Raw genomic sequence first — 22,506 nt, 5'->3', positions numbered from 1 at the left:
TTAATCAGTTTAAAGAAGGGAGACACCAGTTTGTGCGCATAAATTTGATATTGTGATGTATTTTCCCTCATTAATCCCATATAATCATCATGGATAAAAACGGATATATGTCTTATTGCAATATAATCGAGTAAAATTTCTGCATGTAGTATAGAATTATAGTGTTAAGTATTATTTTTGTTAAATGATTCTGTTTCTAGAAACGGGAGTAGCTGTTTAAATTATGTCTTATGATGTTTATAGTTAATATTTCCTTAATTTTGATTCATTAGAATGAAGTTATATTGAGGGGTAGGAGAGCATTATGGCTGGTTTTTTTAGTAATCGAGCTTATCTACATCATGAACCTAGGCCACGCGTAGAATATAATTTTATCAATGTTGGTAATGAACAATTTCATGCGGTTGCTGTAGCTCTGATCGACTCGTTACAAAGCATTTCCCAACGAGGCAATGATGCTACCTTGAAAAAAATTTTGGAGCGTTTTTATCTTCATTTCCCAAAATATGTTAGTAATCAACCTTATTTAACACTTTCAGAACGTATGGGTATGTTACTCAATACGTCTCGCAAGTCAGAGTTAGTGGAATGCATGGCTTATGTGCTACGCCAGCTTGCAGTGGATGAGATATATACGCATCCATTAATGTATCGTGAAGTATTTGATGGGTTAAGTGCTGACACGCCAAAAAGTTATTTGCGTGATCCAGAGGTCGAACTGCCATCAAGCGCTTTAAAGGCCTTGGCTCAGGTGCTGGGGGTTAGTATTACGCTATCTTTTAAAGAACTTGGAAAGGAACTGAGGAAAAGAGATGTATATGATGGAGAAGCATGATGTCTAATAAAATTAATTTAGTAATTCAAGTGCAAGGGGATCAGTATTTCCCCGCTGTAAAGCATAAAGCAGATTTTGCATATGTTGGTCAATTAGCCATTAATGCTCCTAAACCTGTTGAAAATACAAAAGAGCAGGGGGAAACTCTAAGCGATATTATGGCGCTGATTGCGGAGGACAATAAACAAATACTGCAGTCTTATGAACAATGGCGTAAGACTATTTTAAGCATGGTTGTTGCAGGCGAATTATCCCGTGAGCAATTAATGGGTCTCTATATTACCTTTTTACCTGCTCAAACGAACAATACACTAGCGGCTGTTCTTGAGCAATCAAACAGAAAATCTGTTATTGCTGGTGTTCCCCAAGAACGAGAACAACAAACGATCGAACTGTTAGCAAACGCTTTATCGAGTTGGATTAGCACAAAACAAGTTGAGCCTGATAGTTTATTTGAGCAAATAGAAAATCAATCTACTGTTGCATTGAGATAAATTTTTGAATATGCGAAGCAGAGTCCGGTTTATATACGCTACATTCCCTCGTCTGCTTCTAGGGTAAACATTCGTCCTTTATTCACTCAACGGCTGTATTTGGTACCTCTTAGGCGAAAATAAATCTTCGGAAGTCTCACATACGGATTTATGCTATGTTTTCTCTGAGTTATTTTCACGCAACCTGCGCTCAAATCCAACCGTTGCCTAAGATTCAAGCATCCTCCTGAACGCTTGCCTTCTAGGTTTGTGCAATTACAAAAATCCGTGCTCATTCATCCATTCATCATTAGCAAATTTAGACATATAATTACGAATTGAATCAGGCAAAATAACCAGGCATTTTTGGCCTTTACTTAAAGATTTGGCAGCCTGTAGAGCCGCCCACATTGCTGCCCCAGAAGAACCTCCTACCAGTAAGCCTTCTTCTCGAATTAAATCTCTTGCAGTTCGGAATGAATCCTGATCATTTGTTTTAATGTACTTATCAATTAAACTATTATCTAAAACTTGCGGGAAGAAATCATAACCTATCCCTTCCACATCATAGGATTTAACTTCAGTTCCACCACCAAGAATTGAACCTTCAGGATCAGCACCAATGATCTTAATCTCTGAATTATATTCTTTAAGTCGTTTTGCAATACCTGTAATTGTTCCTCCAGTGCCAACTCCCGCAACAACCATATGCAAGTCTTTGCCAAAATCATCAATAATTTCTTGTGCGGTGCCATAATAGTGGGCATTAGGATTATTGGGATTGGCATACTGATCAAGGATATAAGAATTAGGAATTTCTGCTTGCAGCCTTTTAGCTAAAGAAATATGGCTTTCCGGATCGTCATAAGCAGCTTCTGTTGGGGTACGATAAATCTTTGCTCCTAAGCGCTCAAGTACAGACTGTTTTTCCTGACTCATTTTTTCGGGCATAGTGATGATTACTTTGTAACCTAATACCGCACCTGCTAACGCAATGCCTATTCCTGTATTCCCGGATGTAGGCTCAATTAGTGTATAACCAGGCTTGATATGGCCATCTCGCTCTGCATGAATAACCATTTCATACCCAATACGATCCTTAACAGAGCCACCTGGATTAAAAAACTCACATTTTGCATACAGTTCGCAATCGAGAGCGCGTCCTAGGCGATTAATTTTTACCACAGGGGTCTGTCCAATGGTGGCAAGTATATTGGGATAAATCATATTAAGTCCTTTATTAAGAGTGGTTTGATTTTGATTATATGGTTTTTAAGTGAAAAAAAAAATTCTTGGTAGATTTGGGTGGTGATTTTGACTTTTTTAATTTATATTTATTTTTCGAACTAACAAAGCAGGGAGCTAAATATGATAAATTTAAAGTCACTTAAGTGGTGTTTGGGTATTGCTTTAACTTTGGGATTATGTGCATGCATGGATATGCAGCGTTCAGAGCAAATGAATGCCCAAGGATATGAACAAATGAATACCCAGAACAAGCCACAAACAGTAAATAAACCTAAAGCGCAAAAGACCTACGCTTCAAAAGATCCTACTCAAAAAGCAACTCCTGGGCCCAAACGCAATGCCGCACCACAAATTCCTGTAATACAATAATGTTGTGCATCTAAGTCAACTTTCCCGCTGTAAAAGCGGGAAAGCAGTGTTCCATATTTTAAAACGTACAGCTTCATCATCTCTGGCTATACGGTCCTGTTCCAGCTCTCTCTTGAATTTCCATTAAATCCAGTCCATCTTTAATCATTTCATCTCGTACAAATTGTCGAGAAGCATACTCCCCAAAGAAACTCATTTTTTTCTTATCAGCTTTTTCAATGCCTCGATGAGATGTTCTTGCATTTTTGTGATCCGGCGTTATTGTTTGAGCCGGACGAATAATTCTTTTTTCTTTCATACTTAAACCTTATTTTCCTATAAATTTTTAATAAGTCGTCCTTGAATTTTCAGAAGCAAAATCCATTTTTGCTTCAAATAATTTAATGCTTTTAATGGGGCATGATTATATAAATAAAAGAGACATACCCCAAATTAACAGAGCAACTATGCAATCGATTCACCTGGGTTTATCAGGCGAAAAGAATCACTCGGGTGCAATCATTTTTTCTGGTCTGACTAATTCCGCAAAACGTTCTGCTGTTAAAATCCCAAGTTTGACCGCTGCTTCTTGTAAGGAAGAATTGTCTTGATGCGCAGTTTTAGCAATTTTAGCTGCTTTGTCATAGCCTATGTGTTGATTGAGGGCTGTGACGAGCATTAAGGAATGATGCAGGTAATAGTCAATAACCTTGTGATTGGCTTCGATCCCTTCGGCACAAAACTCTTGGAATGAATGACACGTATCAGCCAGCAAGTTAAGTGAATGAAGTACATTAAAAATGATCACGGGTTTAAATACATTCAGTTCAAAATTACCCTGACTGTCGGCTATGCCCACAGTGGCATCATTTCCCAGAACTTGCGCACAAACCATGGTCATGGCTTCACATTGAGTGGGATTGACTTTCCCGGGCATAATGGACGATCCAGGCTCATTTTCTGGAATAACTAACTCACCAATACCACAACGTGGGCCGGAAGCTAACCAGCGAATGTCATTTGCAATTTTCATTAAGGCGCAAGCCAGTGTTTTCATCGCACCGTGAGCATTAACTAACGGTTCATGGGATGCCAGAGCAGCAAATTTATTATCTGCACTAATAAATGGTAATTGGGTAATTTGCGCGATATGTTGTGCTACTTTGGTAGCAAATTGAGGATGGGTGTTTAACCCCGTTCCTACCGCAGTGCCGCCGGCAGCCAATTCATATAATTCGGGCAATACACCTTCAAGTCGATGGAGGCAGGCATCAAGTTGGGCAACATAACCAGAAAATTCCTGCCCTAAAGTAATGGGAACCGCATCTTGTAAATGAGTGCGACCTATTTTGACTATATCCTTGAATGCAGCCATTTTGATAGCGAAGGCATCACGTAAGTTTTTTACTGCAGGGATAAGTTTCTTATTGAAGGCAATAGCAGCCGCAATATGCATGGCGGTTGGAAATGTATCATTTGAAGACTGAGACATATTCACATGATCGTTAGGGTGAACTGGTGATTTACTCCCCATGGTTCCGCCAGCCAATTCAATCGCACGATTGGAGATAACTTCATTGGCATTCATGTTGGATTGGGTACCGCTTCCTGTTTGCCATACATGCAAAGGAAAATGATCGTCTAACATCCCTTTGCTGACTTCATCGGCAGCTTGAATAATTAAATCCGCTTTATCTTTAGGTAATTTATCCAAATCCAGGTTGGTTAATGCGGCAGCCTTTTTTAAGATACCAAAGGCATGAGTGACTTCGCGTGGCATAATGTCCTTGCCTATATTAAAATGATGTAATGAGCGTTCAGTTTGTGCTCCCCAATACTTATCTGCAGGGACAGCAATTTCACCCATGCTGTCAGATTCTATGCGTGTTGTGCTCATGGTTTTTAATTTCCTTAATGCGTTTAGTGAAATAAAAAATTCTATCACATGGGGCAAAAATAAGTAATTTTTGTTATAGTATTGGCAATTATAGATACGCAGCCCGGATGCAACGACCTGCCTCTTGATCTCATCTGCACCTACGCTCCGCGACTTGTCCGCGACGTTGGAATAGATTTGGGCTGGTTCTTCAGCGATGTGTAGAAGATTCAGATGTAACGAAGTGGAACCCAGGCTACGTAAGAGAACCAATAAACACATGAGAGCCGTACGCATTTATCAATCTGGAAACTACCATCCAGGCCAGCTTTTAGAATTATCTCCTGAAGCCAGTCAGCATGTTGGTGTTGTTTTGCGCATGCAGGTTGGTGAGCATCTTACTTTATTCTGTGGTGATGATCGCGAGTTTGCAGCCACCATAGAATCAGTGAAAAAAAAGCAAGTTACTGTCCTTATTGAGTCGAGCAAACATGTAAGCCGAGAGTCGCCTTTAGCTATCCATTTAGCACAAGCTATTTCCAAGGGCGAGCGTATGGAATTTGTAATGCAAAAGGCGGTCGAACTGGGCGTAGCGAGCATTACTCCTATTATTACTGAGCGTTGTGTTGTCAAGCTGGATAAAGAACGAATGGCCAAAAAACTGCACCAGTGGCAGGCGATTGTCATTGCTGCGTGTGAACAATCCGGGCGTAATGCGGTTCCCATAGTACATGCACCAATGTCTCTAGAGGACTATATGCATAGGGCTCAAGCTGAATTAAGATTTATCCTGCATCCAGGTGAAGATAAAAACTGGAGCGATTATGCAATTGGCTCGCCTGCGATTGATTTGCTTATTGGCCCCGAAGGCGGGTTAAGCGATCATGAAGTGCAATTTGCTTGTGAGCACGGGTTTCAGCCTTTATCCTTAGGCCCAAGAATTTTACGTACGGAAACCGCTGCGATTACTGCGCTAAGTGTGTTGCAAGCCGTAGGTGGTGATCTATAATAGAACTTGTGGCGAGTTTCTCTTGTAGCAAAAATCGCGAAGAACTGAGTGTTTGAGTGTGGGTTGAATGAAAAATCTTTTGACCGTATCAAGATGATTTGAGTCGATTCAGAAGATTTCTCATTCAAGCTATGCCAAATATAGTTGACGCACAGGGCGATTTGGCAATTAACGAATTTTAAACAACAGAGGTTGAACATGAGTGATCTTATTAAAACGATAACAGATGCAAGCTTCGAACAAGATGTAATCCATGCAAATAAGCCTGTATTAGTTGACTTTTGGGCGGAGTGGTGTGGTCCATGTCGTGCATTGACACCTATATTGGAAGAAGTAGCTGCTACTCATGGTGAGCAAGTGACTTTTGCCAAAATTAATATTGATGAACATCCACAAACACCAGCAAAGTTTGGTGTGATGAGTATTCCCACATTGATTTTATTTAAAAATGGCCAAGTTGAAGCAGTTAAAATGGGCTTGCTTTCAAAATCTCAATTAAGTGCTTTTGTTGAGAGTCACGTTTAATTTTAATTTTTCTATATAAAAAATGTTGTATCTTTTACTAAAGCTGTGATAGCCTGTCTGCAATATGTGATATAATATAAATATATCACATAGGCAGCAGAATCCTTAGCTGCTATTCTTAATAATATTTTTCCCGGATACCCAATTCGATTAATCAACAAATCAAGTGAGAAGTATGAATCTTAGTGAACTTAAGCAATTGCCTATTGCCGATCTTTTTAACATCGCACAAGAGATTGGTGTCGAGAACCCTTCCCGTATGCGCAAACAAGAAATTATTTTTGCCATTCTTAAGGCTCATGCCTTAAAGGGTGAAGACATCCACGGTGACGGTGTTTTAGAAGTCCTGACAGATGGATTTGGTTTCTTGCGTTCTGCCGATGGTTCTTATTTGGCAGGCCCTGATGACATTTATGTATCACCCAGCCAAATCAGACGTTTTGGTTTGCGTTCTGGCGATACTATTTCAGGTAAAATTCGTCCTCCCAAAGACAGCGAGCGTTACTTTGCTTTGTTGAAAGTTGATGAAATCAATTATGATTCACCTGATAGTGCCAAAAGAAAAATTTTATTTGAAAACCTTACTCCTTTGTTTGCTTCAGAACGCCTGGTTATGGAGCAAGGAAATGGCAGTACTGAAGACTTGACCGCGCGGGTAGTTGATTTATGTGCTCCCTTTGGTCGAGGACAACGTGGTCTGATTGTTTCTCCTCCCAAAGCAGGTAAAACATTAATGTTGCAAAACATTGCGCGTTCTATAGAAAAAAATTATCCAGAATGTTACCTCATTGTATTGCTGATTGATGAGCGTCCTGAGGAAGTAACTGAAATGCAACGTTCTGTAAAAGGTGAGGTAGTTGCCAGTACCTTTGATGAACCCGCTAACCGCCATGTTCAAGTTGCTGAAATGGTGATTGAAAAAGCCAAGCGCTTAGTTGAACACAAACGTGACGTAGTTATTTTACTTGACTCAATTACTCGTCTAGCCCGTGCATACAACACCGTGATTCCTTCTTCCGGTAAGGTGTTGACTGGTGGTGTTGATGCGAATGCATTGCAAAGACCCAAGCGTTTATATGGTGCTGCACGTAATATTGAAGAAGGTGGTAGCCTGACTATTATTGCTACGGCGTTGGTGGATACAGGTTCTAAAATGGATGAAGTGATTTATGAAGAATTCAAGGGAACCGGTAACATGGAAATTCACTTGAGTCGTAATATTGCGGAACGTCGTGTTTTCCCTGCGATTAATATTAATCGCTCAGGTACACGTCGTGAGGATCTATTATTAAGTCCGGAAGATCTACAACGAACCTGGATATTGCGGAAAATACTACAATCTATGGATGAGTGCGATGCGATTGAGTTCTTGCTTGAGCGCATGAAAAATCATAAAACCAATGCTGAATTCTTCGATGCAATGAAACGTCAAGAGTAGCATCTGTTATAAAAATTGTAGCCTGGGTGAAGGCTGAGCCCAAACCCGGGAAGGTTTAATTCTTTTCAAAACTGTCATTTGTAACAATAAACCAGATAAAAACTGAGTTCACAAAGCAGTTTTGAGCTTTAAACGAAGGTTTATTTTTAGTTTTGCTATAAACTTTCTCCGGGTTACAGCTGTCTTTACTGCCATTATAGTTAATAAACTAAATGTTCTTCGTCCTGTGGCTTGCCCACCAGGACAAGCCAATGACAGAACAGTTGCGCCTTTACCCAGGCTACTCTAGGGGATAATTAATGAAATACTCTGATCTAAGAGATTTTATTGCACAATTGGAATCACGTAATTTATTAAAACGCATTACTTACCCTGTTTCGCCGTATCTTGAAATGACCACCGTTAGTGATCGGGTGCTACGTTCTGGTGGCCCAGCGCTTCTCTTTACTAACCTCCCACACCATCAAATGCCTGTTTTAACCAATTTGTTTGGTACGGTTGAGCGGGTAGCAATGGGAATGGGGGAAGAAAATATCAGTGCATTGAGGGAGGTAGGCAAATTATTGGCTGCTCTAAAAGAACCCGATCCCCCCAAAGGATTTAAAGATGCATTTAATAAACTTCCATTATTAAAACAGGCATTAAATATGGCACCCAAATATGTAAGCGGTGCAGAATGCCAAACTCATGTCTGGGAAAAAGATGAAGTGGATCTAACTTCCTTACCCATTCAAACGTGCTGGCCTAAAGATGCGGCACCACTAATAACTTGGGGGCTCGTAACCACCAAAGGACCTCATCAAACACGTGAAAATATGGGGATTTATCGACAGCAATTGTTGAATAAGAATCAATTAATCATGCGTTGGTTATCCCATCGAGGAGGGGCATTGGACTACCAGGCCTGGCAACAGGCTTATCCGGGAGAACGTTTTCCAGTTTCCGTGACTTTGGGTGCAGATCCTGCAACGATACTTGCAGCAGTAACGCCTGTACCTGATACCTTGTCTGAGTACGCATTTGCTGGATTATTACGAGGCCAGCGTACTCGATTAACGCGGTGCATTGGGAATGAGCTGCATGTCCCGGCGAGTGCAGAAATTGTTTTAGAAGGTTATTTAGAACCTGGAGTAGAGGCCCCCGAAGGTCCCTACGGAGATCACACAGGTTATTATAATGAAGTACAATCTTTTCCCGTGTTTACTGTGGAACGCATTACTCACCGAGATAATCCTATTTATCATAGTACGTATACTGGCCGACCACCTGATGAACCTGCTATTTTAGGGGTTGCATTAAATGAAGTATTTATTCCCTTGCTGCAAAAGCAATTCCCGGAAATTGTTGATTTCTATTTGCCACCAGAGGGATGTTCTTATCGTTTGGCTGTAGTCACAATAAAGAAGCAGTATCCTGGGCATGCTAAGCGGATTATGATGGCGGTGTGGTCGTTTTTAAGACAATTTATGTATACCAAATTTGTAATCGTCTGTGATGATGATATTGATGCGCGCAATTGGCAGGATGTGATTTGGGCAATGACTACGCGTATGGATCCTGCACGAGATACCGTTATGATGGAAAATACGCCGATTGATTATCTGGATTTTGCGTCTCCTGTTTCGGGTTTGGGTTCAAAAATAGGAATGGATGCGACCAATAAATGGCCAGGTGAGACTCAAAGAGAATGGGGTGAGCCAATTGTGATGGATGAAGAGATTTTAAAAAAGGTCAGTGGGTACTGGTCTTCTCTGGGGTTAGATGAATGAAGGAAAAAACAATTAAAGCTCTTGTAGAGGATATTTCCCCGTTGACAGACAGCATTATGCGTTTGATTTTAACTCCTGAAAAATATGTAGCCTATCAGGCGGGACAATATCTGCAGATACTCTTTGGTGAAGAAGCGTTTAGTTATTCCATTGCTAATGCTCCGTTAGGATCTCATAAATATGAGCTTCACATTCGCCATAGTTTGGAAAATCCTTACAACCAGCGATTATTTGCGCATATAAAGCAGCATGGTTCTGTAAACATCCGCTTACCTTTTGGCGAGTGTTCTATTGAACATTTGCACCCACAACGTCCGATATTGTTTATTGCTGGCGGTACCGGGTTTGCCCCAGTAAAAGCGATGATCGAGCAGTTATTATCTACTTCCGATACTCGGCCTTTTGAGTTATTTTGGGGGGCTCGCTTGCAAAATGATTTATATATGGATGAGAAAGTAACGAGCTGGCAGGAACATGTTAGCCATTTTACTTATGTTTCTTCTGTCTCAGAGGACAATGCAGTGCCTCTTGTTTCTCTTGTACTCGCGAAACATCCTCAGGATCTTGGTGAATGGCAAATAGTCATTAGTGGTCCTTTTGATATGGTATATAGTACACGTGATGCATTAGTAAATAGTGGTATTTCACCCACCCGCTTATTTTCAGATGCATTTAGTTTTGAAGCAAAATAAGGAAGAGTTTTATGGAGACTTTATATCAAATTCTAGGTCTTATTGGCGCTGGAATGATCATTTTTATTTTGTACCGTACGGTAAAAGGTAGTCCTGAACAATTTAGTAAGGAAAATCTAAATAAAAGTTTTTATACGATGGGGGTTTTGGCGCTTGTCTTAATTGGTTTTATAGCGCTTTTGGTTTTAATTTTAAAAAATACTTAGAAACATGCAGCTAAAGTGGAGCTCGGGAGCACTCAATCATTGATAACCCGGGTTTTGCTTTGCTGCATCTAGCCTAAAAATCAGTGTTAATGTGAGGGATTTGTATTCCTATAACGTCCTTCCATTTCTTTTAAATAAGATCCAATATGTGGATTATTAATTGGCATTTTGCTTGTGTCTGCAATCAGCATACACTCTTCAACATATGTAATTTGACTGCTGTCATCAACTAATAACCGATACCAAGGGTTTCGAGTGGCAAATTCGCGTTTAGGAGCTTGTGGATTATAGCGTCCCGAAGCCTGAAATAAGGGGTCAACATCCACTACAATTGCTCTGTAGCGGCTGTTTTTGTGAATCACTAAATCCCCAATGTTGAATTGTGCAATTTTATTCATATAAGCCTCTTTGTTGGGCGTCTTGAATAATATATCGGTAGAAGTTAAAGAAGCTTAACAGTGTATAGAAAGGGAAAACCATAGTGCATCAGGACTTACGAAAAAAACCAATCTCTTCGTTAAAAAATGTTTTTAATTCGATCATTTAGTCTATCTTAACTCCATCATTAAAAACATTTTTTGCCTCGACCTTGGGGTTTTTCGTAAGTCCTGTTCATATATCAAATTGAATTTTATTGAAAGTAAAAATCGTAGCCTGATTTGAAGTGAAGCATAACTAACCCGGGTAACTCCATATGGAATAATGAAGTCCCGGGCTAGGGTAATAGCACTAAAGGTTATATATTTCCTTGTATTATATTAGCCGGCTAAAAATGTACCCAGATTCTCTAGGGCTAGATCAACAGGGGCTTCTATTTCTTTCTGATCTTCAGTTTTATCAAAGAATAAAGAAGCTCTGCCGGTTCTTGCTTTTGAACAAATCAATTTACCTAGTGTAATGACGCTAAGCAGCAGATTGATAATGATGTCTGGCCATGAGGTGTGTCCACTCATAAGGTCATCGTGACTATGCAATCTTGCTTTAATTGTCAATTTAAATTTTTGATATGATTCCTTGCTTGGAAAATGTTTCGAATTTTGGCAGACAAATTGATCGACATCTCTTTTAAGAGCAGTAACAAGTTGTTTAATTACTTTTTTTTCACGCTCAGGTAGCGTGTTTGCATAAGCGTTGATTCCCTCAATTTGGGTATATATGTTTTTCATTTTTAGAGCATATTCTAGAGACTTGCCCTTTTTTCCTTCAAATAACGACAGTACTTGCTTGGCCTTTGCAGGGAGATTTTCTATTTCTACCGGTTTGGCTTCAGCTTCTATGAGCTTAACTACCATTCGGTTAAGGGTGGCTTGCATTTTGATGCCGTTAAAACTGCTTATTTCAGCGGTAATGGTATTAAGCATTTTATCAATATTGCCGGAATCTACATATTCTTTTAATAACCCGTCTTTTGCATTGACAATTTGGCCAATGAATTGTTCGCGCGCCCTTTTATCTCCGGGAAGAAATACATCTTTAATAGAATAATGTTGTTTTCGACCATCGATATACTCGATCAGCACCTTCTTAAGTTCGGCGGCGAGTGCGCCCCGTTCCTTCATTTTTTGTTCTCGTCTTTCTTGTTTCCGATGTTCTTTCTCTTGTTCTCGTTTCTCTTCTTCGCGTCGTTCTCGTTCCCGTTGTTCTTTTTCTTGTTCTCGTTTCTCTAGTTCTCGTCTTTCTCGTTCTCGTTGTTCTTTCTCTTGTTCTCGTTTCTCTTCTTCGCGTCGTTCTCGTTCCCGTTGTTCTTTCTCTTGTTCTCGTTTCTCTTCTTCGCGTCGTTCTCGTTCTCGTTTTTCTTGCTCTTGCTGTTCAAGCTCTTTAATTTGTCGCTCCAGATCTTCTGCTTGAGCTGTCAGTTCTTTAACTGTAACCGTTTCTATCTGACTTATCTGTTCCTCCAGTTGCACAATTTCCACAGAAAGTTTATCGTGTTCATCATAGTTGTTAACCAATTTTGTTTGAATTTGTTCCAATGCTTTTAAACCACTGGCCATTTCTTTTTTAGTTTGTTCGTCTACTGCAAGAGTAAAAGCTAATGCTTCAATTTTTTGGGGAACAACTTTTAGTAAGTTATCTCTATCTGTTGAGTCCAAGGTCCAAGTGTATTTGCTAGGAGGCTCTCCAAGTAGTTCCAGTAATAAGGCAAATCCAGTGTTGTCAGTATTTTTGATACTTACAATACCTGATTTATTAGTAAGATCTGTAAGTGTCTTTTTGTTATAACCCTTCTTTAGATGCTCGTGCACTTGTTCCAATAACTCATTTCTCTTCTTTGTATTCTCATGGAGTTTTTCACTGTGTTGCTTTTTCTCGCTTAGGTCGGTTAGTAGTTTTTGAATATAATCTAATACGTCTTGTTTTTTTTCCGTATTTAAATTTTCTACTGGTTGAAATTTAACTTTAGCTTCATTGAAAGCAGCAGGTACTTTATGTTCTATGATTGCCTTATTTTCTTGATTAATTGTTTCTACAGCTTTTTGCATTTCAGTTTTTAGTTGCTGTAATTGCAAACTTTTTTCTTTTTGTTCGTCAATTTGCTTTTGCGTATCTTCATGTTGACGGCTTAGTTCTTCTTTACTGTTCATTCTTACATCTCACATCTAAATGATTAAATCGGGTGCATTATAGGGCGTATTTATTAACTGATTATTAAGAAAATCTTAATATGTTTAAAATAAAGCCATAAAGATTTAAACAAAATAAATGGCTAAAATAATTCCTATTTCATAAAGAATGCAGAGGGGTAGCGCGAGCATGATTTGCGAAAAAACATCGGGTGGAGTCAGGAGCATGCCAACGATAAAAGCGCCAACAATGACATAAGGTCTGATTTTTTTTAAGGTGATTACCTCAATAATTTTTAAGCGCACCAGGACAAAACAAAGTAAGGGTATCTGGAAGCAAAATCCGAAGATCATCAGCATTCTGGTGATAAAATCCAGAGCATATGCCATGTCAGGCATATAACGCACTCCCTTAGGTAAGGCATGTGCAAAAAAATGAAACATGAATGGCAAAACCAGATAAAAGCAAAACAAAGCTCCTGCAAGAAACAGTAGAAGACTAAAAATTAGGGCAATACGTAGCGTAGTTTGTTCTCTTTGATAAAGGCCGGGACTGATAAAACGCCAAATTTGAAACAAAGTAAAGGGAGCGCTCAGTAACATGGCCGCATCAGCAGCAAGTTTAAGTGGGGTAAATATGGGAGATGTCACATGGGTAGCAATTAAACCTTCTTGAGCTGAAAGTGTATGAAGTAGTGGATTAACCAGCGCTTGGTACAAATCATTCGCGAGGAAAAAGAAAATGAAAAATAAGCAGCCAAACCAAATGAGGGTTTGTAATCCACGCCGTCGTAGTTCTAAAAGGTGATTTAACATGGGATCTGTATGAATATAAATGGAAACTTTCTTTCACCCTCTCTAGTACTGAGAGAGGGACGTTCCTAAGCTTCGGCAGCTTCTTGAATTCCTGTGTTTTTAATTCCAATCTTCTCGGGGCGAATTTCCCTTAACCGATTGAATTGATCGACAAAAACTACGGTGGGAACCAGGCTTGCGCACTCTTCTTCTAATACCTGAGTAAAGGAGGCAATAATGATTAAATCTCCGGGGGTTACCAAATGTGCTGCAGCTCCATTTACACAAATTTCAGTAGATCCTGGTCTGCCGGTAATTGCATAAGTCTCAAAGCGTGTACCTGCAGTGATATTCCAGACATTGACTGCTTCATAAGGTAATATGTTTGCTGCCTTAAGCAGCTCTGGAGAAATAGTAATGCTTCCTTCATAATCCAAATCAGCTTCAGTGACACACGCACGATGGATTTTGGATTTTAACATTTTTCGATAAGCCATAGTGATTCCAGCCTTGTTCATAGTGGGCGAATTTTACACCAAATTTTGAAGTTTATGCTATATAAATTTGTCACTTGGATTCAAAGCATATTGCGCACTGGTTGGGGAAAACCGGAAGCGTTCTTCTCTTTATTCAGGCTACTTTTTATTGAGGATGCACGTTATAATTGGCTTTTAGTTTTATGGGGATAAATGGTGAGGCATAGCCCGCGCAAGCGTTTTGGCCAGAATTTTTTACAAAATCGACATATTATTGATGGCATTGTACGCGCCATTAATCCACACGCAGACGATAATATGCTGGAAATTGGGCCTGGCCTGGGCGCTTTAACTGAGCCATTGTTACGTCATTTAAATCATTTGACAGCAGTTGAGATTGATACCGATTTACAAAAATATCTCGCAGCGTTGCCTATTGCACAAGGTAAATTGCATTTGATTGCTGCCGATGCGTTAACTCTTGATTATAGCCAATTTGGTTCTCGATTACGTGTGGTAGGTAATTTACCTTATAATATCTCCACACCGTTACTTATTCATTTATTGCAGTACGTGTCATATATCGAAGACATGCATTTTATGTTGCAAAAAGAAGTAGTAGAGCGAATGGCGGCACAACCGGGTAGCAAAGCTTATGGACGATTAACGGTAATGTTGCAATATCATTGTGCTGTAGAGCATTTGTTTGATGTTCCTCCTGAGTCTTTTGAGCCACAACCTAAAGTAGACTCAGCGGTAGTTCGTCTTGTGCCCCATGGCGTTTCTCCCTTTGAAAAAGTTTCTGTTACGCAGTTAGAGCGTTTGGTGGCTAGTGCATTTTCCATGCGTCGCAAAACGTTGAATAACAACTTAAAAGGAATCCTAACGGCTGAGCAATTAAGCACTTTGGGTGTTGATGGAAGTAAAAGACCAGAACAGATTTCTGTTACGGAATATGTTCAACTAGCGAAATTTATTTCTAATTAGTGTAAAATTAATCATCATGGATATAAATTTTCCAACTTGGAGTTATTAAATTATTATGGAGATGGCTTTGTTTCATCGTCAACGTCAGCGTAAAGGTTCTCTGTCCTCACAAGGTAAATCTTTTAAAGATTTAACTCGTATCGTCAATACGAACCTCCTCTTGTCGGAAGACAAGAGACAGACATTATTGAAAAGGATGCGAATGTTATCTGGTTTGGAAACAGCACGATATGATAGTTTATGTGGCATTCTTATCGATAATTTAGTTCATTATTGTCAAAATTTGCCCGAGACAGCGAACAGTTATTACTCGCAGCAAGGTGGTTTGATCGATTATGCTCTGAACCGTACAGAAGCGGCATTGAGTCTTTTTCAGGAATTCATGGTGCAGGAGCAGCCTGAATTATTATCCGAAGAACAAAAGCTTTGGCAATATGCTCTTTTTTCAGCAGCTCTTCTTCAAGGTATAGGCAAGTTATTTGTTGATTACCGCGTTAGTTTTTATGATGCGAACGGCCAGTTTTTAAAAGAATGGAATCCTTTGCTTGAAAGTATGACCAGTATAGGGATTTATTACTTTTACGAGTTTCAAAAAGAACCTGAAATCGAATTTCGACGCCGTCTGAATTTATTGTTGGCAAGAGCAATAATGCCAGGGAGTGGCTTTGCCTGGCTCGCTTCTAATCCTGAAGTTCTCGCAGTATGGCTTGCATTATTGAATGAGGATGAACGCTCTGCTGGCACCTTGGGGGCCATATTAATTCGAGCGGAAGCAATAGCGATTCAGCGTTATTTACTTGAATTTATGACACGAGGTATTGCCGCAACTGCTGGTGGCGGGCGTTATCGTACCGGTACTTTTTCTGATGGCCAGCCAGAAACTTTGTTAGAAAAGGAACAGGCAGTTGGCATGGAATTTATTCAATGGATGATTAAGGCTTTAGACGCAGGCCGGATTATGATCAATAAAGCCCCATTATTCATGGTACCTGGAGGTATGTTGATGTGTGCGGAAATGTTTCAATTATTCGTACGCGAACATCCGGAGTATAAAAATTGGCAAGCGGCACAAAATGGGTTTTTATCTTTGGGTTTACATAATCGTGCAGCTGATGGTGGAGTATTAAGTCGATTTGAGACTAAAAATCAAATGGAGACTGGAGTTGTATTTTCCAAGTATGCACTCGCTCTGCCTGAATCAGTAAAAGTGGTTAATCCAAATACAGGAAAAGTAGAGTCCATGTCTGCAACCGAATTGATTCATAAAGCACAATTTAGCAGTCAGTTTATCCAGCAACAAAATATTGGTTTAACAAACTCGTTGCAAAAACTGGATGCCGCTGGAAAATGGCATGCGATTGAAAACGTAGGAAGTGCATTAAGGCCAGGAGCAAAAAACAGTGCCTGATTATGCAATTGGTGATGTGCAGGGTTGTTACGAGCCGTTACAACGACTGTTGGAATTAATCGATTTTGATGAAAAAACGGATCGTTTATGGTTCGTTGGCGATTTGGTGAATCGTGGACCTGATTCTTTAGCGGTATTGCGTTTTGTCAGTTCCTTACCGGTTACGCCAAGAGTGACTTTAGGCAATCATGATTTACATCTCTTAGCCTCATTATTTGGTGATAAGCCGTGGAAAGGTCATGATGACACATTACACGAAGTAATGCAGGCGGGCGATGGTGAAGATCTAGGTCATTGGTTGAGAAAGCAATCTATTTTGTATTACTCACCAGAACTTAATGTGGTGATGTGTCATGCTGGAATTTGTCCTTTATGGGATCTGTCACACGCAAATCCGATTCGCTAAAGAGCTTGAAGAAGTGCTTGCAGGTGATAGTTACCGCGATTTTTTATCGCATTTATATGGTAATCAGCCGGATATATGGTCTGATGATTTAAAAGGGATAGACAGACTTCGGGTAATTACTAACTATTATACACGCATGCGTTTTTGTGATGCACAAGGAAAACTCGAGTTGAGTTATAAAGGCACTATTGCTCAAGCGCCTGCAAATCTTTATCCTTGGTACGAAGTACCTCATCGTAAAGAAATTGATGTGGATATTGTTTTTGGGCATTGGGCTGCTTTAATGGGGAAATGTTCTCATCCTAAAATTCATGCAATAGATACTGGATGTTTGTGGGGTGGCCAATTAACTGCATTGCGCTTGCAGGATATGCAACGATTTGCAGTGTGGAACAAAAAATGATGTTACTAAAAAAACTTAACTCCATATGTTCATTCTACATCCCATGGCTAGTTTCGGGGAGCCTGAACGATATTCCATACGACGTCCCGCGGCTTGTCCGCGAGATCCAGGAATCTTACAACGAATTTAGATCCCGTGTACAAGTCGCAGGACGCAGGCAAAGAAGGGCAGTTATGTTGTTTTCACTCTGTTGGCTTTTTGGAGCTAATGCCTGGTCACTCCCTACAGCAGAAGATGTAAACGTAAAACAAGCAGAAGAACGCTTACAAAAAGCGATAGAGAATCCAGAGTTTATGCTGCACAACTGGATAGAGTTGCCAACATCTCCTGCATCTCGGAATAAAACCATCCATCAGTTGAGCTTAAGAGAAGCAATTTTATTGGCTTTGCGATATAACCCCAATATTCAAAATGCTGAATTGGATCGCATTGTACAGCGTTATCAATTGCGTTTGGCACACAATCAGTTTGAATTGCAATACGCTTTGGGTGCTTCTGGAGTAATTCAAAAAAGTAAGTTTAATGGTGTGGGTAGCGATACAACACGTACGCTCTTAGGTAGTCCTGAATTTAATTTGAAGACAAAGCTAGGCACAGAAGCTAATTTATCGATAAATAATAACGTCAACGAAAATAACAATTACAATCCTGTGTTGAATTTTTCTTTGACCCAGCCTTTATTGCGTGGTTTTGGAAAAGCAGTGAATGAAGCGGCTCTTTTAGATGCTGAGGACAATGAATGGCTGAACAAATTGAACTTGCAGCAATCTGTTGCGGATCAAGTCACCCAAGTGATTGTGGCTTATCGGATGCTTATTTTAAGTGGGAATAATTTACAGAATCAGCGTTTGCAATTAAAAGAGGCAAAAAAATCGTATGAAATTAATGAGAAAAAAATAAAGGCAGGTCAATTAGAACCGACGGGTAATATCCAGCAATCGTACCAAATTGAATCTTTAAGTTTGATGGTAGAGCAGGCAGAAAATGATTTTTTAACTTCCGCTCAGGATCTCTTGCAGACTATTGGCCTAGATCCGGAAATGCATATATCTGTTCCTAGTGATGTCGCGCTAGATAAGCTTGCCGTTCCTGATTTGCAACAATCTATCGAACAAGCATTGAGTCATAATACCGTGTATTTAGCACAAAAGATGACATTACGTGCTGATGAGCGAGCTTATAAAGTGGCTAAGAATCAGCAATTATGGCAGTTGGATGTGTCGGGTAATATACAAAGTGGGGTTGTAAATGATGTGAGTGGTGTGAATGGGGGATTTAATGGCATTTATAATGGAAATAACATAACGGAGGCCGCCCGTGTGACATTAACGGTCCCTTTGCATGACATCAGCCGCCGCAGTCAATTAATTAATGCTAAAGTCCGCTTGGAAAAAGACCGATTAAACTTACTTGCTACAAAACGCGCATTAATAACCAATGTAACCAATACCATTAATAACATAAGAAGTTTAGCAAAACGTTATCAGTTAGCTCTAAAGCAAGTGAAACTAGCGGAGCAATCTTATGCATTGGAGAAGAAAAAACAACAAGCGGGTATATCCAGTGCGTTGGATGTAAATAACACTCAAAATCAACTGATTCAAGCTCAATCTGGATTAATCAATGCAAAAATTGCCTATCTAAATCAGATATCAAACCTGCAAAGAATTTTGGGAACAACGCTGAATCATTGGCAAATTAAATTAAGGTATGGTGGATGAATAGGTATTTAAACACGTCAAAAATCATCATTTTATTAATAATCGGGTTTCTTTTGTCTTCATGCGGTCATCATGAGAAGCAAAAAAAAGTGGCGTTACATCAGTATAAAGTTGAAGAACAGACTTTGCATAAAACGCTGCATTTTACTGGAACAGTGCAACCTTTACATGAAAATACCATAGCCAGTCCAATGGAGGCGGTGGTCGAAACAATGAATTTTCATTATGGACAATTGATCAAAAAAGGCGATGTGATTTTAACTTTAAACTCAACCGAGTTGCAGAGACAGTTTAATGATACCCTAACAGAATACTTAAAAGCCAAAGACAGTTACACCATAGCTAAAGCCAAATTTGTTGGTACTCAGGATTTATGGGACGCGGGTTTATTGTCCAAAAATAATTATATGAGCGAGAAATCAAATGTGGATACGGGGCGGGTTACTTTAATGCAATCCACGCGTAAACTGACGGAAATGTTGGAAAAACTTGATGAAAATAGCCCTAAAAATTTATCTGCATTAAGTTTGGCTGATTTCGATAAGATAAAAAAAATTTTAGCCTCAAATCATAATGTGATTCGTTTAAAATCACCGCGAGATGGAATCCTGCTATACCCACCTAAAGCAGGTGAGGATAAGAGTGTGCGTGTTACCGTGGGCTCGACAGTTAAGTCAGGACAAGTCATTGGCTTGATCGGTGATTTATCCGGAATCAGTATTGAAATTGACGTCCCAGAAATCGATATAACCCAAATCCAAACGGGAATGGATGCCATAGTGAGTGGAGTTGCCTTTGGTAAATATCAATTAAAAGGACAATTGGTCGCTGTGAATGCACAAGCATCAAATAATAATGGGTTACCCTTTTTTACCGCAGTTGTAGAAGTTAAGAAATTAACCCCTCAAGAGCAACAATGGATCAAAGTAGGTATGAGTGCATCCATCGAATTAAGTGTGGATAATGGTAAGCAGCTCATTATCCCCATTGCTGCGATAAAGCGAGAAAAAGGGCAAAGTATAGTTAGCATACAAACCAAGTCAGGTGCTTTAGAGAAACGAGTAATTACAACAGGGGCGGCACAGGCAGACTCAGTGGTTGTCGAGACCGGTTTAAAAGCTGGTGACGTGGTGGTTTATGAGTGATCTTGTTATTAATTCCAGTAAAAGTAATGCCTCATCTCATGATGTGTCAGAGGATTCAAATATTCTTGAGCGGTTATTAAGCCCCACAATGACATCGAACCTTAGTCATGCGAAAAAGACTCAGCAACCGCTTATGATGCTTACGGATATTGTAAAGACTTATCATCTCGAAGGAATTAGCACCACAATATTAAAAGAAGTATCCCTGACGGTTTATGAGGGCGATTTACTTGCGATTGTCGGCGCTTCTGGTTCAGGTAAATCTACTTTGATGAATATTCTGGGACTCCTGGATAAAGCAGATAAAGGAACTTATCTATTGAAAAATCGTAATGTTGCCGCTTTGACAGATGATGAAGCAGCTGAATTACGCAATCAAAATATTGGCTTTGTTTTTCAGCAATTCAATTTATTACCAAGATTTAGTGCCATGCAAAATGTGGCTTTGCCGTTAATTTATCGCAGTGTAGGGGCTGCTGAAATTAAGGAAAGGGTGTTTGCTGCCCTTGAACGAGTAGGAATGCATCAATATGCACAGCATCGGCCCACCCAATTATCCGGGGGGCAACAGCAACGTGTTGCCATTGCTCGTGCATTGGTAACCGAGCCACAAGTAATTTTGGCTGATGAACCAACAGGTGCGCTTGATTCACGTACCGGTAATGAAGTAATGAATTTATTTTTAAGTTTACACGCGCAAGGGCGCAGCATCATTATGATTACCCATGATGAACAGATCGCTGCATTGTGTCAGCGAAAAATTACTCTTGTGGATGGTGTTGTCATGGCGGAGACTGGCGCATGAATTTTTCCGGACATTGCCAGCAAGCTTTAGTGAATTTGACTGCCGCCAAGTTACGTTCGTTTTTGGCAGTTTTGGGCATTTTAGTGGGAACTGCCGCGGTTGTTGCTTTAATTAGCTGTGGTCAGTTGGCTACAGAAAAAGCATTAGCTCAATTTAAGGCCTTAGGTACGGATTTATTAGCAATAGCCGTTTATCCCAAAACCACAGATAAATCTTCCGGCAGTATGGAATCAATCTCTGCTGCGCAATGGGAGCAGATGTCTGAGCGTATACCTTATATTATCGACATGGCACCCTATAGCACTGCATATCAACCCTTAAGTTTCCAAGGAAAATTAATGCAAGGAGCAGTCATTGGGGCCAATGAACATTTGCTAAAAATTGTTCATATCAAATTAGCCGCGGGACATTTTGTTTCTTTTGTTGAATCGTATGAGCACTACTGCGTCATAGGTGCAGGTTTAGCACGGCAAATCAAAGAGATCAGTTTTGATGATCCCATAGGAAAGCAATTACGAATAGGCCAATCTTTGTACACAATCATTGGTGTGGCTAAACCCTGGAAGGAAAATGGGTTTTTCAATGAAGACATCAATCAGGCTGCGATTGTTCCATTGGCTGGTATTGGTCTGATTAGCAAAGAAGCCAAGGTAAATAATGTGGTTCTGGAGTTGAAACCCGATAGTCCCATAGATGAGGTAATTGAGGAAATAAAGCAAATTGTTGGTTCAATCGCTCCCAAATTAAGTGTTTTTACACGTAGCGCAAAGCAAATTATTGCCAGCATGGAAAATCAGGGGCAGATTTTTACTTTATTACTGGCTGTAATCGGAGGAATTTCGCTGTTGGTAGGTGGAATTGGGGTGATGAATGTGATGTTGGTTTCTGTAAGTGAGCGGAGAAAGGAAATTGGTATTCGTAAAGCGGTTGGAGCCAAAAATAGTGAAATTCAAGCTTTATTTTTAGTCGAATCAGTCATGCTTTCTTTGGTAGGAGGCGTACTTGGGGTTATTTTAGGATTAATCTGTACCCGTATTTTGGCTTATTTTAGTGATTGGAATTTTTCAATCTATCTTTTGCCGCCTGTCGCAGGCTTTTTGGTATCAGCTGCCACTGGGATTTTCTTTGGTTTTTATCCTGCGCGGCGTGCTGCAAAATTGGAACCTGTAGTATCTTTGCGTAGTGAGTAATATGTAAGCGTTCACGCCCTATTCATTGAACGACTCGGCCGTATTTGACTCATCTTGCGCTCAAATCCCCCAGAGATTCAAGCATGCTCCTTGAACGGTAACAATAATGTGTAGCAATGTAGCTCGAGTTTCGTTTCGCAGCACCCAGGCTAAACGTTAGATGTCCAAAATTTAGTCTCTATTGCGC

Annotated in this window: 22 protein-coding genes and 1 pseudogene; 16 read left to right on the top strand and 7 right to left on the bottom strand. The window is 39.9% G+C overall.

Features of this window, described 5'->3' with window-relative positions; all coding sequences use genetic code 11:
• The first annotated feature begins 304 nt into the window (after window positions 1-304).
• On the top strand, window positions 305-835 hold the full coding sequence (locus DGG96_RS09775) for a transposase (protein WP_110142262.1): 531 nt from the start codon (window positions 305-307) through the stop codon (window positions 833-835).
• On the top strand, window positions 832-1,329 hold the full coding sequence (locus DGG96_RS09770; RefSeq protein ID WP_233590527.1) for a hypothetical protein: 498 nt from the start codon (window positions 832-834) through the stop codon (window positions 1,327-1,329). The genes DGG96_RS09775 and DGG96_RS09770 overlap by 4 nt, the downstream gene beginning before the upstream one ends.
• Before the next feature lie 255 nt (window positions 1,330-1,584).
• Here DGG96_RS09770 and DGG96_RS09765 read toward each other — a convergent pair whose 3' ends face one another.
• The gene (locus tag DGG96_RS09765) at window positions 1,585-2,535 is read right to left on the bottom strand and encodes a pyridoxal-phosphate dependent enzyme (protein ID WP_110142260.1); all 951 of its coding nucleotides are present in this window, start codon (window positions 2,533-2,535) and stop codon (window positions 1,585-1,587) included.
• A 141-nt stretch (window positions 2,536-2,676) separates the two neighbouring features.
• On the opposite strand from DGG96_RS09765, the gene DGG96_RS09760 reads away from it, so the two are divergent.
• The gene (locus DGG96_RS09760) at window positions 2,677-2,925 is read left to right on the top strand and encodes a hypothetical protein (RefSeq protein WP_110142259.1); all 249 of its coding nucleotides are present in this window, start codon (window positions 2,677-2,679) and stop codon (window positions 2,923-2,925) included.
• 76 nt (window positions 2,926-3,001) lie between these two features.
• On the opposite strand, the gene DGG96_RS09755 is transcribed toward DGG96_RS09760, so the two are convergent.
• The gene (locus tag DGG96_RS09755) at window positions 3,002-3,223 is read right to left on the bottom strand and encodes a hypothetical protein (RefSeq protein WP_110142258.1); all 222 of its coding nucleotides are present in this window, start codon (window positions 3,221-3,223) and stop codon (window positions 3,002-3,004) included.
• Window positions 3,224-3,409: 186 nt separating this feature from the next.
• The gene (gene fumC / locus DGG96_RS09750; RefSeq protein ID WP_110142295.1) at window positions 3,410-4,801 is read right to left on the bottom strand and encodes a class II fumarate hydratase; all 1,392 of its coding nucleotides are present in this window, start codon (window positions 4,799-4,801) and stop codon (window positions 3,410-3,412) included.
• A gap of 259 nt (window positions 4,802-5,060) precedes the next feature.
• On the opposite strand from fumC, the gene DGG96_RS09745 reads away from it, so the two are divergent.
• The 6 genes from DGG96_RS09745 (at window position 5,061) to DGG96_RS09720 (ending at window position 10,419) form a co-directional block, all read left to right on the top strand.
• Entirely contained in the window at window positions 5,061-5,789 is a 729-nt protein-coding gene (locus DGG96_RS09745) for a 16S rRNA (uracil(1498)-N(3))-methyltransferase (protein ID WP_110142257.1), read from the top strand.
• Window positions 5,790-5,987: 198 nt separating this feature from the next.
• Window positions 5,988-6,314 (top strand): thioredoxin, encoded by a 327-nt coding sequence (gene trxA, locus DGG96_RS09740; protein WP_110142256.1) that lies wholly within the window; start codon window positions 5,988-5,990, stop codon window positions 6,312-6,314.
• 175 nt (window positions 6,315-6,489) lie between these two features.
• Window positions 6,490-7,752: a transcription termination factor Rho gene (gene rho / locus DGG96_RS09735; RefSeq protein ID WP_110142255.1), complete on the top strand. Its 1,263-nt coding sequence runs from the start codon at window positions 6,490-6,492 to the stop codon at window positions 7,750-7,752.
• 299 nt (window positions 7,753-8,051) lie between these two features.
• The gene (ubiD, locus tag DGG96_RS09730; protein WP_110142254.1) at window positions 8,052-9,521 is read left to right on the top strand and encodes a 4-hydroxy-3-polyprenylbenzoate decarboxylase; all 1,470 of its coding nucleotides are present in this window, start codon (window positions 8,052-8,054) and stop codon (window positions 9,519-9,521) included.
• Window positions 9,518-10,213, top strand: coding sequence for an NAD(P)H-flavin reductase (locus DGG96_RS09725; protein WP_110142253.1), 696 nt, complete (start codon window positions 9,518-9,520; stop codon window positions 10,211-10,213). The genes ubiD and DGG96_RS09725 overlap by 4 nt, the downstream gene beginning before the upstream one ends.
• 11 nt (window positions 10,214-10,224) lie before the next feature.
• Window positions 10,225-10,419 carry a hypothetical protein gene (locus DGG96_RS09720; protein ID WP_110142252.1) on the top strand — a complete coding sequence of 65 codons (195 nt, stop codon included), beginning with the start codon at window positions 10,225-10,227 and terminating at the stop codon, window positions 10,417-10,419.
• An 86-nt stretch (window positions 10,420-10,505) separates the two neighbouring features.
• On the opposite strand, the gene hspQ is transcribed toward DGG96_RS09720, so the two are convergent.
• The 4 genes from hspQ to panD form a co-directional block, all read right to left on the bottom strand.
• Entirely contained in the window at window positions 10,506-10,817 is a 312-nt protein-coding gene (hspQ, locus tag DGG96_RS09715) for a heat shock protein HspQ (protein ID WP_110142251.1), read from the bottom strand.
• 360 nt (window positions 10,818-11,177) lie between these two features.
• Complete coding sequence (locus DGG96_RS20835; protein WP_110142494.1) at window positions 11,178-13,004, bottom strand: coiled-coil domain-containing protein; 1,827 nt, start codon at window positions 13,002-13,004, stop codon at window positions 11,178-11,180.
• Window positions 13,005-13,109: 105 nt separating this feature from the next.
• The gene (tatC, locus tag DGG96_RS09700; RefSeq protein WP_110142249.1) at window positions 13,110-13,799 is read right to left on the bottom strand and encodes a twin-arginine translocase subunit TatC; all 690 of its coding nucleotides are present in this window, start codon (window positions 13,797-13,799) and stop codon (window positions 13,110-13,112) included.
• Window positions 13,800-13,864: 65 nt separating this feature from the next.
• Window positions 13,865-14,275, bottom strand: a complete 411-nt coding sequence (gene panD / locus DGG96_RS09695; RefSeq protein ID WP_110142248.1) for an aspartate 1-decarboxylase — start codon at window positions 14,273-14,275, stop codon at window positions 13,865-13,867.
• A gap of 195 nt (window positions 14,276-14,470) precedes the next feature.
• Here panD and rsmA point away from each other — a divergent pair, with 195 nt between their 5' ends.
• The 7 genes and pseudogenes from rsmA (at window position 14,471) to DGG96_RS09660 (ending at window position 22,319) form a co-directional block, all read left to right on the top strand.
• A complete protein-coding gene (gene rsmA, locus DGG96_RS09690) occupies window positions 14,471-15,241 on the top strand; it encodes a 16S rRNA (adenine(1518)-N(6)/adenine(1519)-N(6))-dimethyltransferase RsmA (RefSeq protein WP_110142294.1) in 771 nt (256 codons plus the stop codon).
• 55 nt (window positions 15,242-15,296) lie between these two features.
• A complete protein-coding gene (locus DGG96_RS09685; protein WP_110142247.1) occupies window positions 15,297-16,649 on the top strand; it encodes a conjugal transfer nickase/helicase domain-containing protein in 1,353 nt (450 codons plus the stop codon).
• Window positions 16,642-17,458: pseudogene (locus DGG96_RS09680) on the top strand (symmetrical bis(5'-nucleosyl)-tetraphosphatase). Before DGG96_RS09685 ends, DGG96_RS09680 begins: the two are co-directional and overlap by 8 nt.
• A 173-nt stretch (window positions 17,459-17,631) precedes the next feature.
• On the top strand, window positions 17,632-19,179 hold the full coding sequence (locus tag DGG96_RS09675) for a TolC family protein (protein WP_233590528.1): 1,548 nt from the start codon (window positions 17,632-17,634) through the stop codon (window positions 19,177-19,179).
• Entirely contained in the window at window positions 19,176-20,324 is a 1,149-nt protein-coding gene (locus DGG96_RS09670; protein ID WP_110142244.1) for an efflux RND transporter periplasmic adaptor subunit, read from the top strand. The genes DGG96_RS09675 and DGG96_RS09670 overlap by 4 nt, the downstream gene beginning before the upstream one ends.
• 133 nt (window positions 20,325-20,457) lie before the next feature.
• Entirely contained in the window at window positions 20,458-21,129 is a 672-nt protein-coding gene (locus tag DGG96_RS09665) for an ABC transporter ATP-binding protein (protein ID WP_110142293.1), read from the top strand.
• On the top strand, window positions 21,126-22,319 hold the full coding sequence (locus tag DGG96_RS09660) for an ABC transporter permease (protein WP_110142243.1): 1,194 nt from the start codon (window positions 21,126-21,128) through the stop codon (window positions 22,317-22,319). The genes DGG96_RS09665 and DGG96_RS09660 overlap by 4 nt, the downstream gene beginning before the upstream one ends.
• Window positions 22,320-22,506 lie beyond the last annotated feature (187 nt).

Source organism: Legionella qingyii (genome assembly GCF_003184185.1).
This window is presented reverse-complemented; position numbering and strand designations above follow the sequence as displayed.

Coding starts and splice junctions, on each gene's coding strand:
- DGG96_RS09775 (WP_110142262.1), top strand. CDS start 305: ATGGCTGGTTTTTTTAGTAATCGAGCTTATCTACATCATGAACCTAGG.
- DGG96_RS09770 (WP_233590527.1), top strand. CDS start 832: ATGATGTCTAATAAAATTAATTTAGTAATTCAAGTGCAAGGGGATCAG.
- DGG96_RS09765 (WP_110142260.1), bottom strand. CDS start 2,535: ATGATTTATCCCAATATACTTGCCACCATTGGACAGACCCCTGTGGTA.
- DGG96_RS09760 (WP_110142259.1), top strand. CDS start 2,677: ATGATAAATTTAAAGTCACTTAAGTGGTGTTTGGGTATTGCTTTAACT.
- DGG96_RS09755 (WP_110142258.1), bottom strand. CDS start 3,223: ATGAAAGAAAAAAGAATTATTCGTCCGGCTCAAACAATAACGCCGGAT.
- fumC (WP_110142295.1), bottom strand. CDS start 4,801: ATGAGCACAACACGCATAGAATCTGACAGCATGGGTGAAATTGCTGTC.
- DGG96_RS09745 (WP_110142257.1), top strand. CDS start 5,061: ATGAGAGCCGTACGCATTTATCAATCTGGAAACTACCATCCAGGCCAG.
- trxA (WP_110142256.1), top strand. CDS start 5,988: ATGAGTGATCTTATTAAAACGATAACAGATGCAAGCTTCGAACAAGAT.
- rho (WP_110142255.1), top strand. CDS start 6,490: ATGAATCTTAGTGAACTTAAGCAATTGCCTATTGCCGATCTTTTTAAC.
- ubiD (WP_110142254.1), top strand. CDS start 8,052: ATGAAATACTCTGATCTAAGAGATTTTATTGCACAATTGGAATCACGT.
- DGG96_RS09725 (WP_110142253.1), top strand. CDS start 9,518: ATGAAGGAAAAAACAATTAAAGCTCTTGTAGAGGATATTTCCCCGTTG.
- DGG96_RS09720 (WP_110142252.1), top strand. CDS start 10,225: ATGGAGACTTTATATCAAATTCTAGGTCTTATTGGCGCTGGAATGATC.
- hspQ (WP_110142251.1), bottom strand. CDS start 10,817: ATGAATAAAATTGCACAATTCAACATTGGGGATTTAGTGATTCACAAA.
- DGG96_RS20835 (WP_110142494.1), bottom strand. CDS start 13,004: ATGAACAGTAAAGAAGAACTAAGCCGTCAACATGAAGATACGCAAAAG.
- tatC (WP_110142249.1), bottom strand. CDS start 13,799: ATGTTAAATCACCTTTTAGAACTACGACGGCGTGGATTACAAACCCTC.
- panD (WP_110142248.1), bottom strand. CDS start 14,275: ATGGCTTATCGAAAAATGTTAAAATCCAAAATCCATCGTGCGTGTGTC.
- DGG96_RS09685 (WP_110142247.1), top strand. CDS start 15,297: ATGGAGATGGCTTTGTTTCATCGTCAACGTCAGCGTAAAGGTTCTCTG.
- DGG96_RS09675 (WP_233590528.1), top strand. CDS start 17,632: ATGTTGTTTTCACTCTGTTGGCTTTTTGGAGCTAATGCCTGGTCACTC.
- DGG96_RS09670 (WP_110142244.1), top strand. CDS start 19,176: ATGAATAGGTATTTAAACACGTCAAAAATCATCATTTTATTAATAATC.
- DGG96_RS09665 (WP_110142293.1), top strand. CDS start 20,458: ATGATGCTTACGGATATTGTAAAGACTTATCATCTCGAAGGAATTAGC.
- DGG96_RS09660 (WP_110142243.1), top strand. CDS start 21,126: ATGAATTTTTCCGGACATTGCCAGCAAGCTTTAGTGAATTTGACTGCC.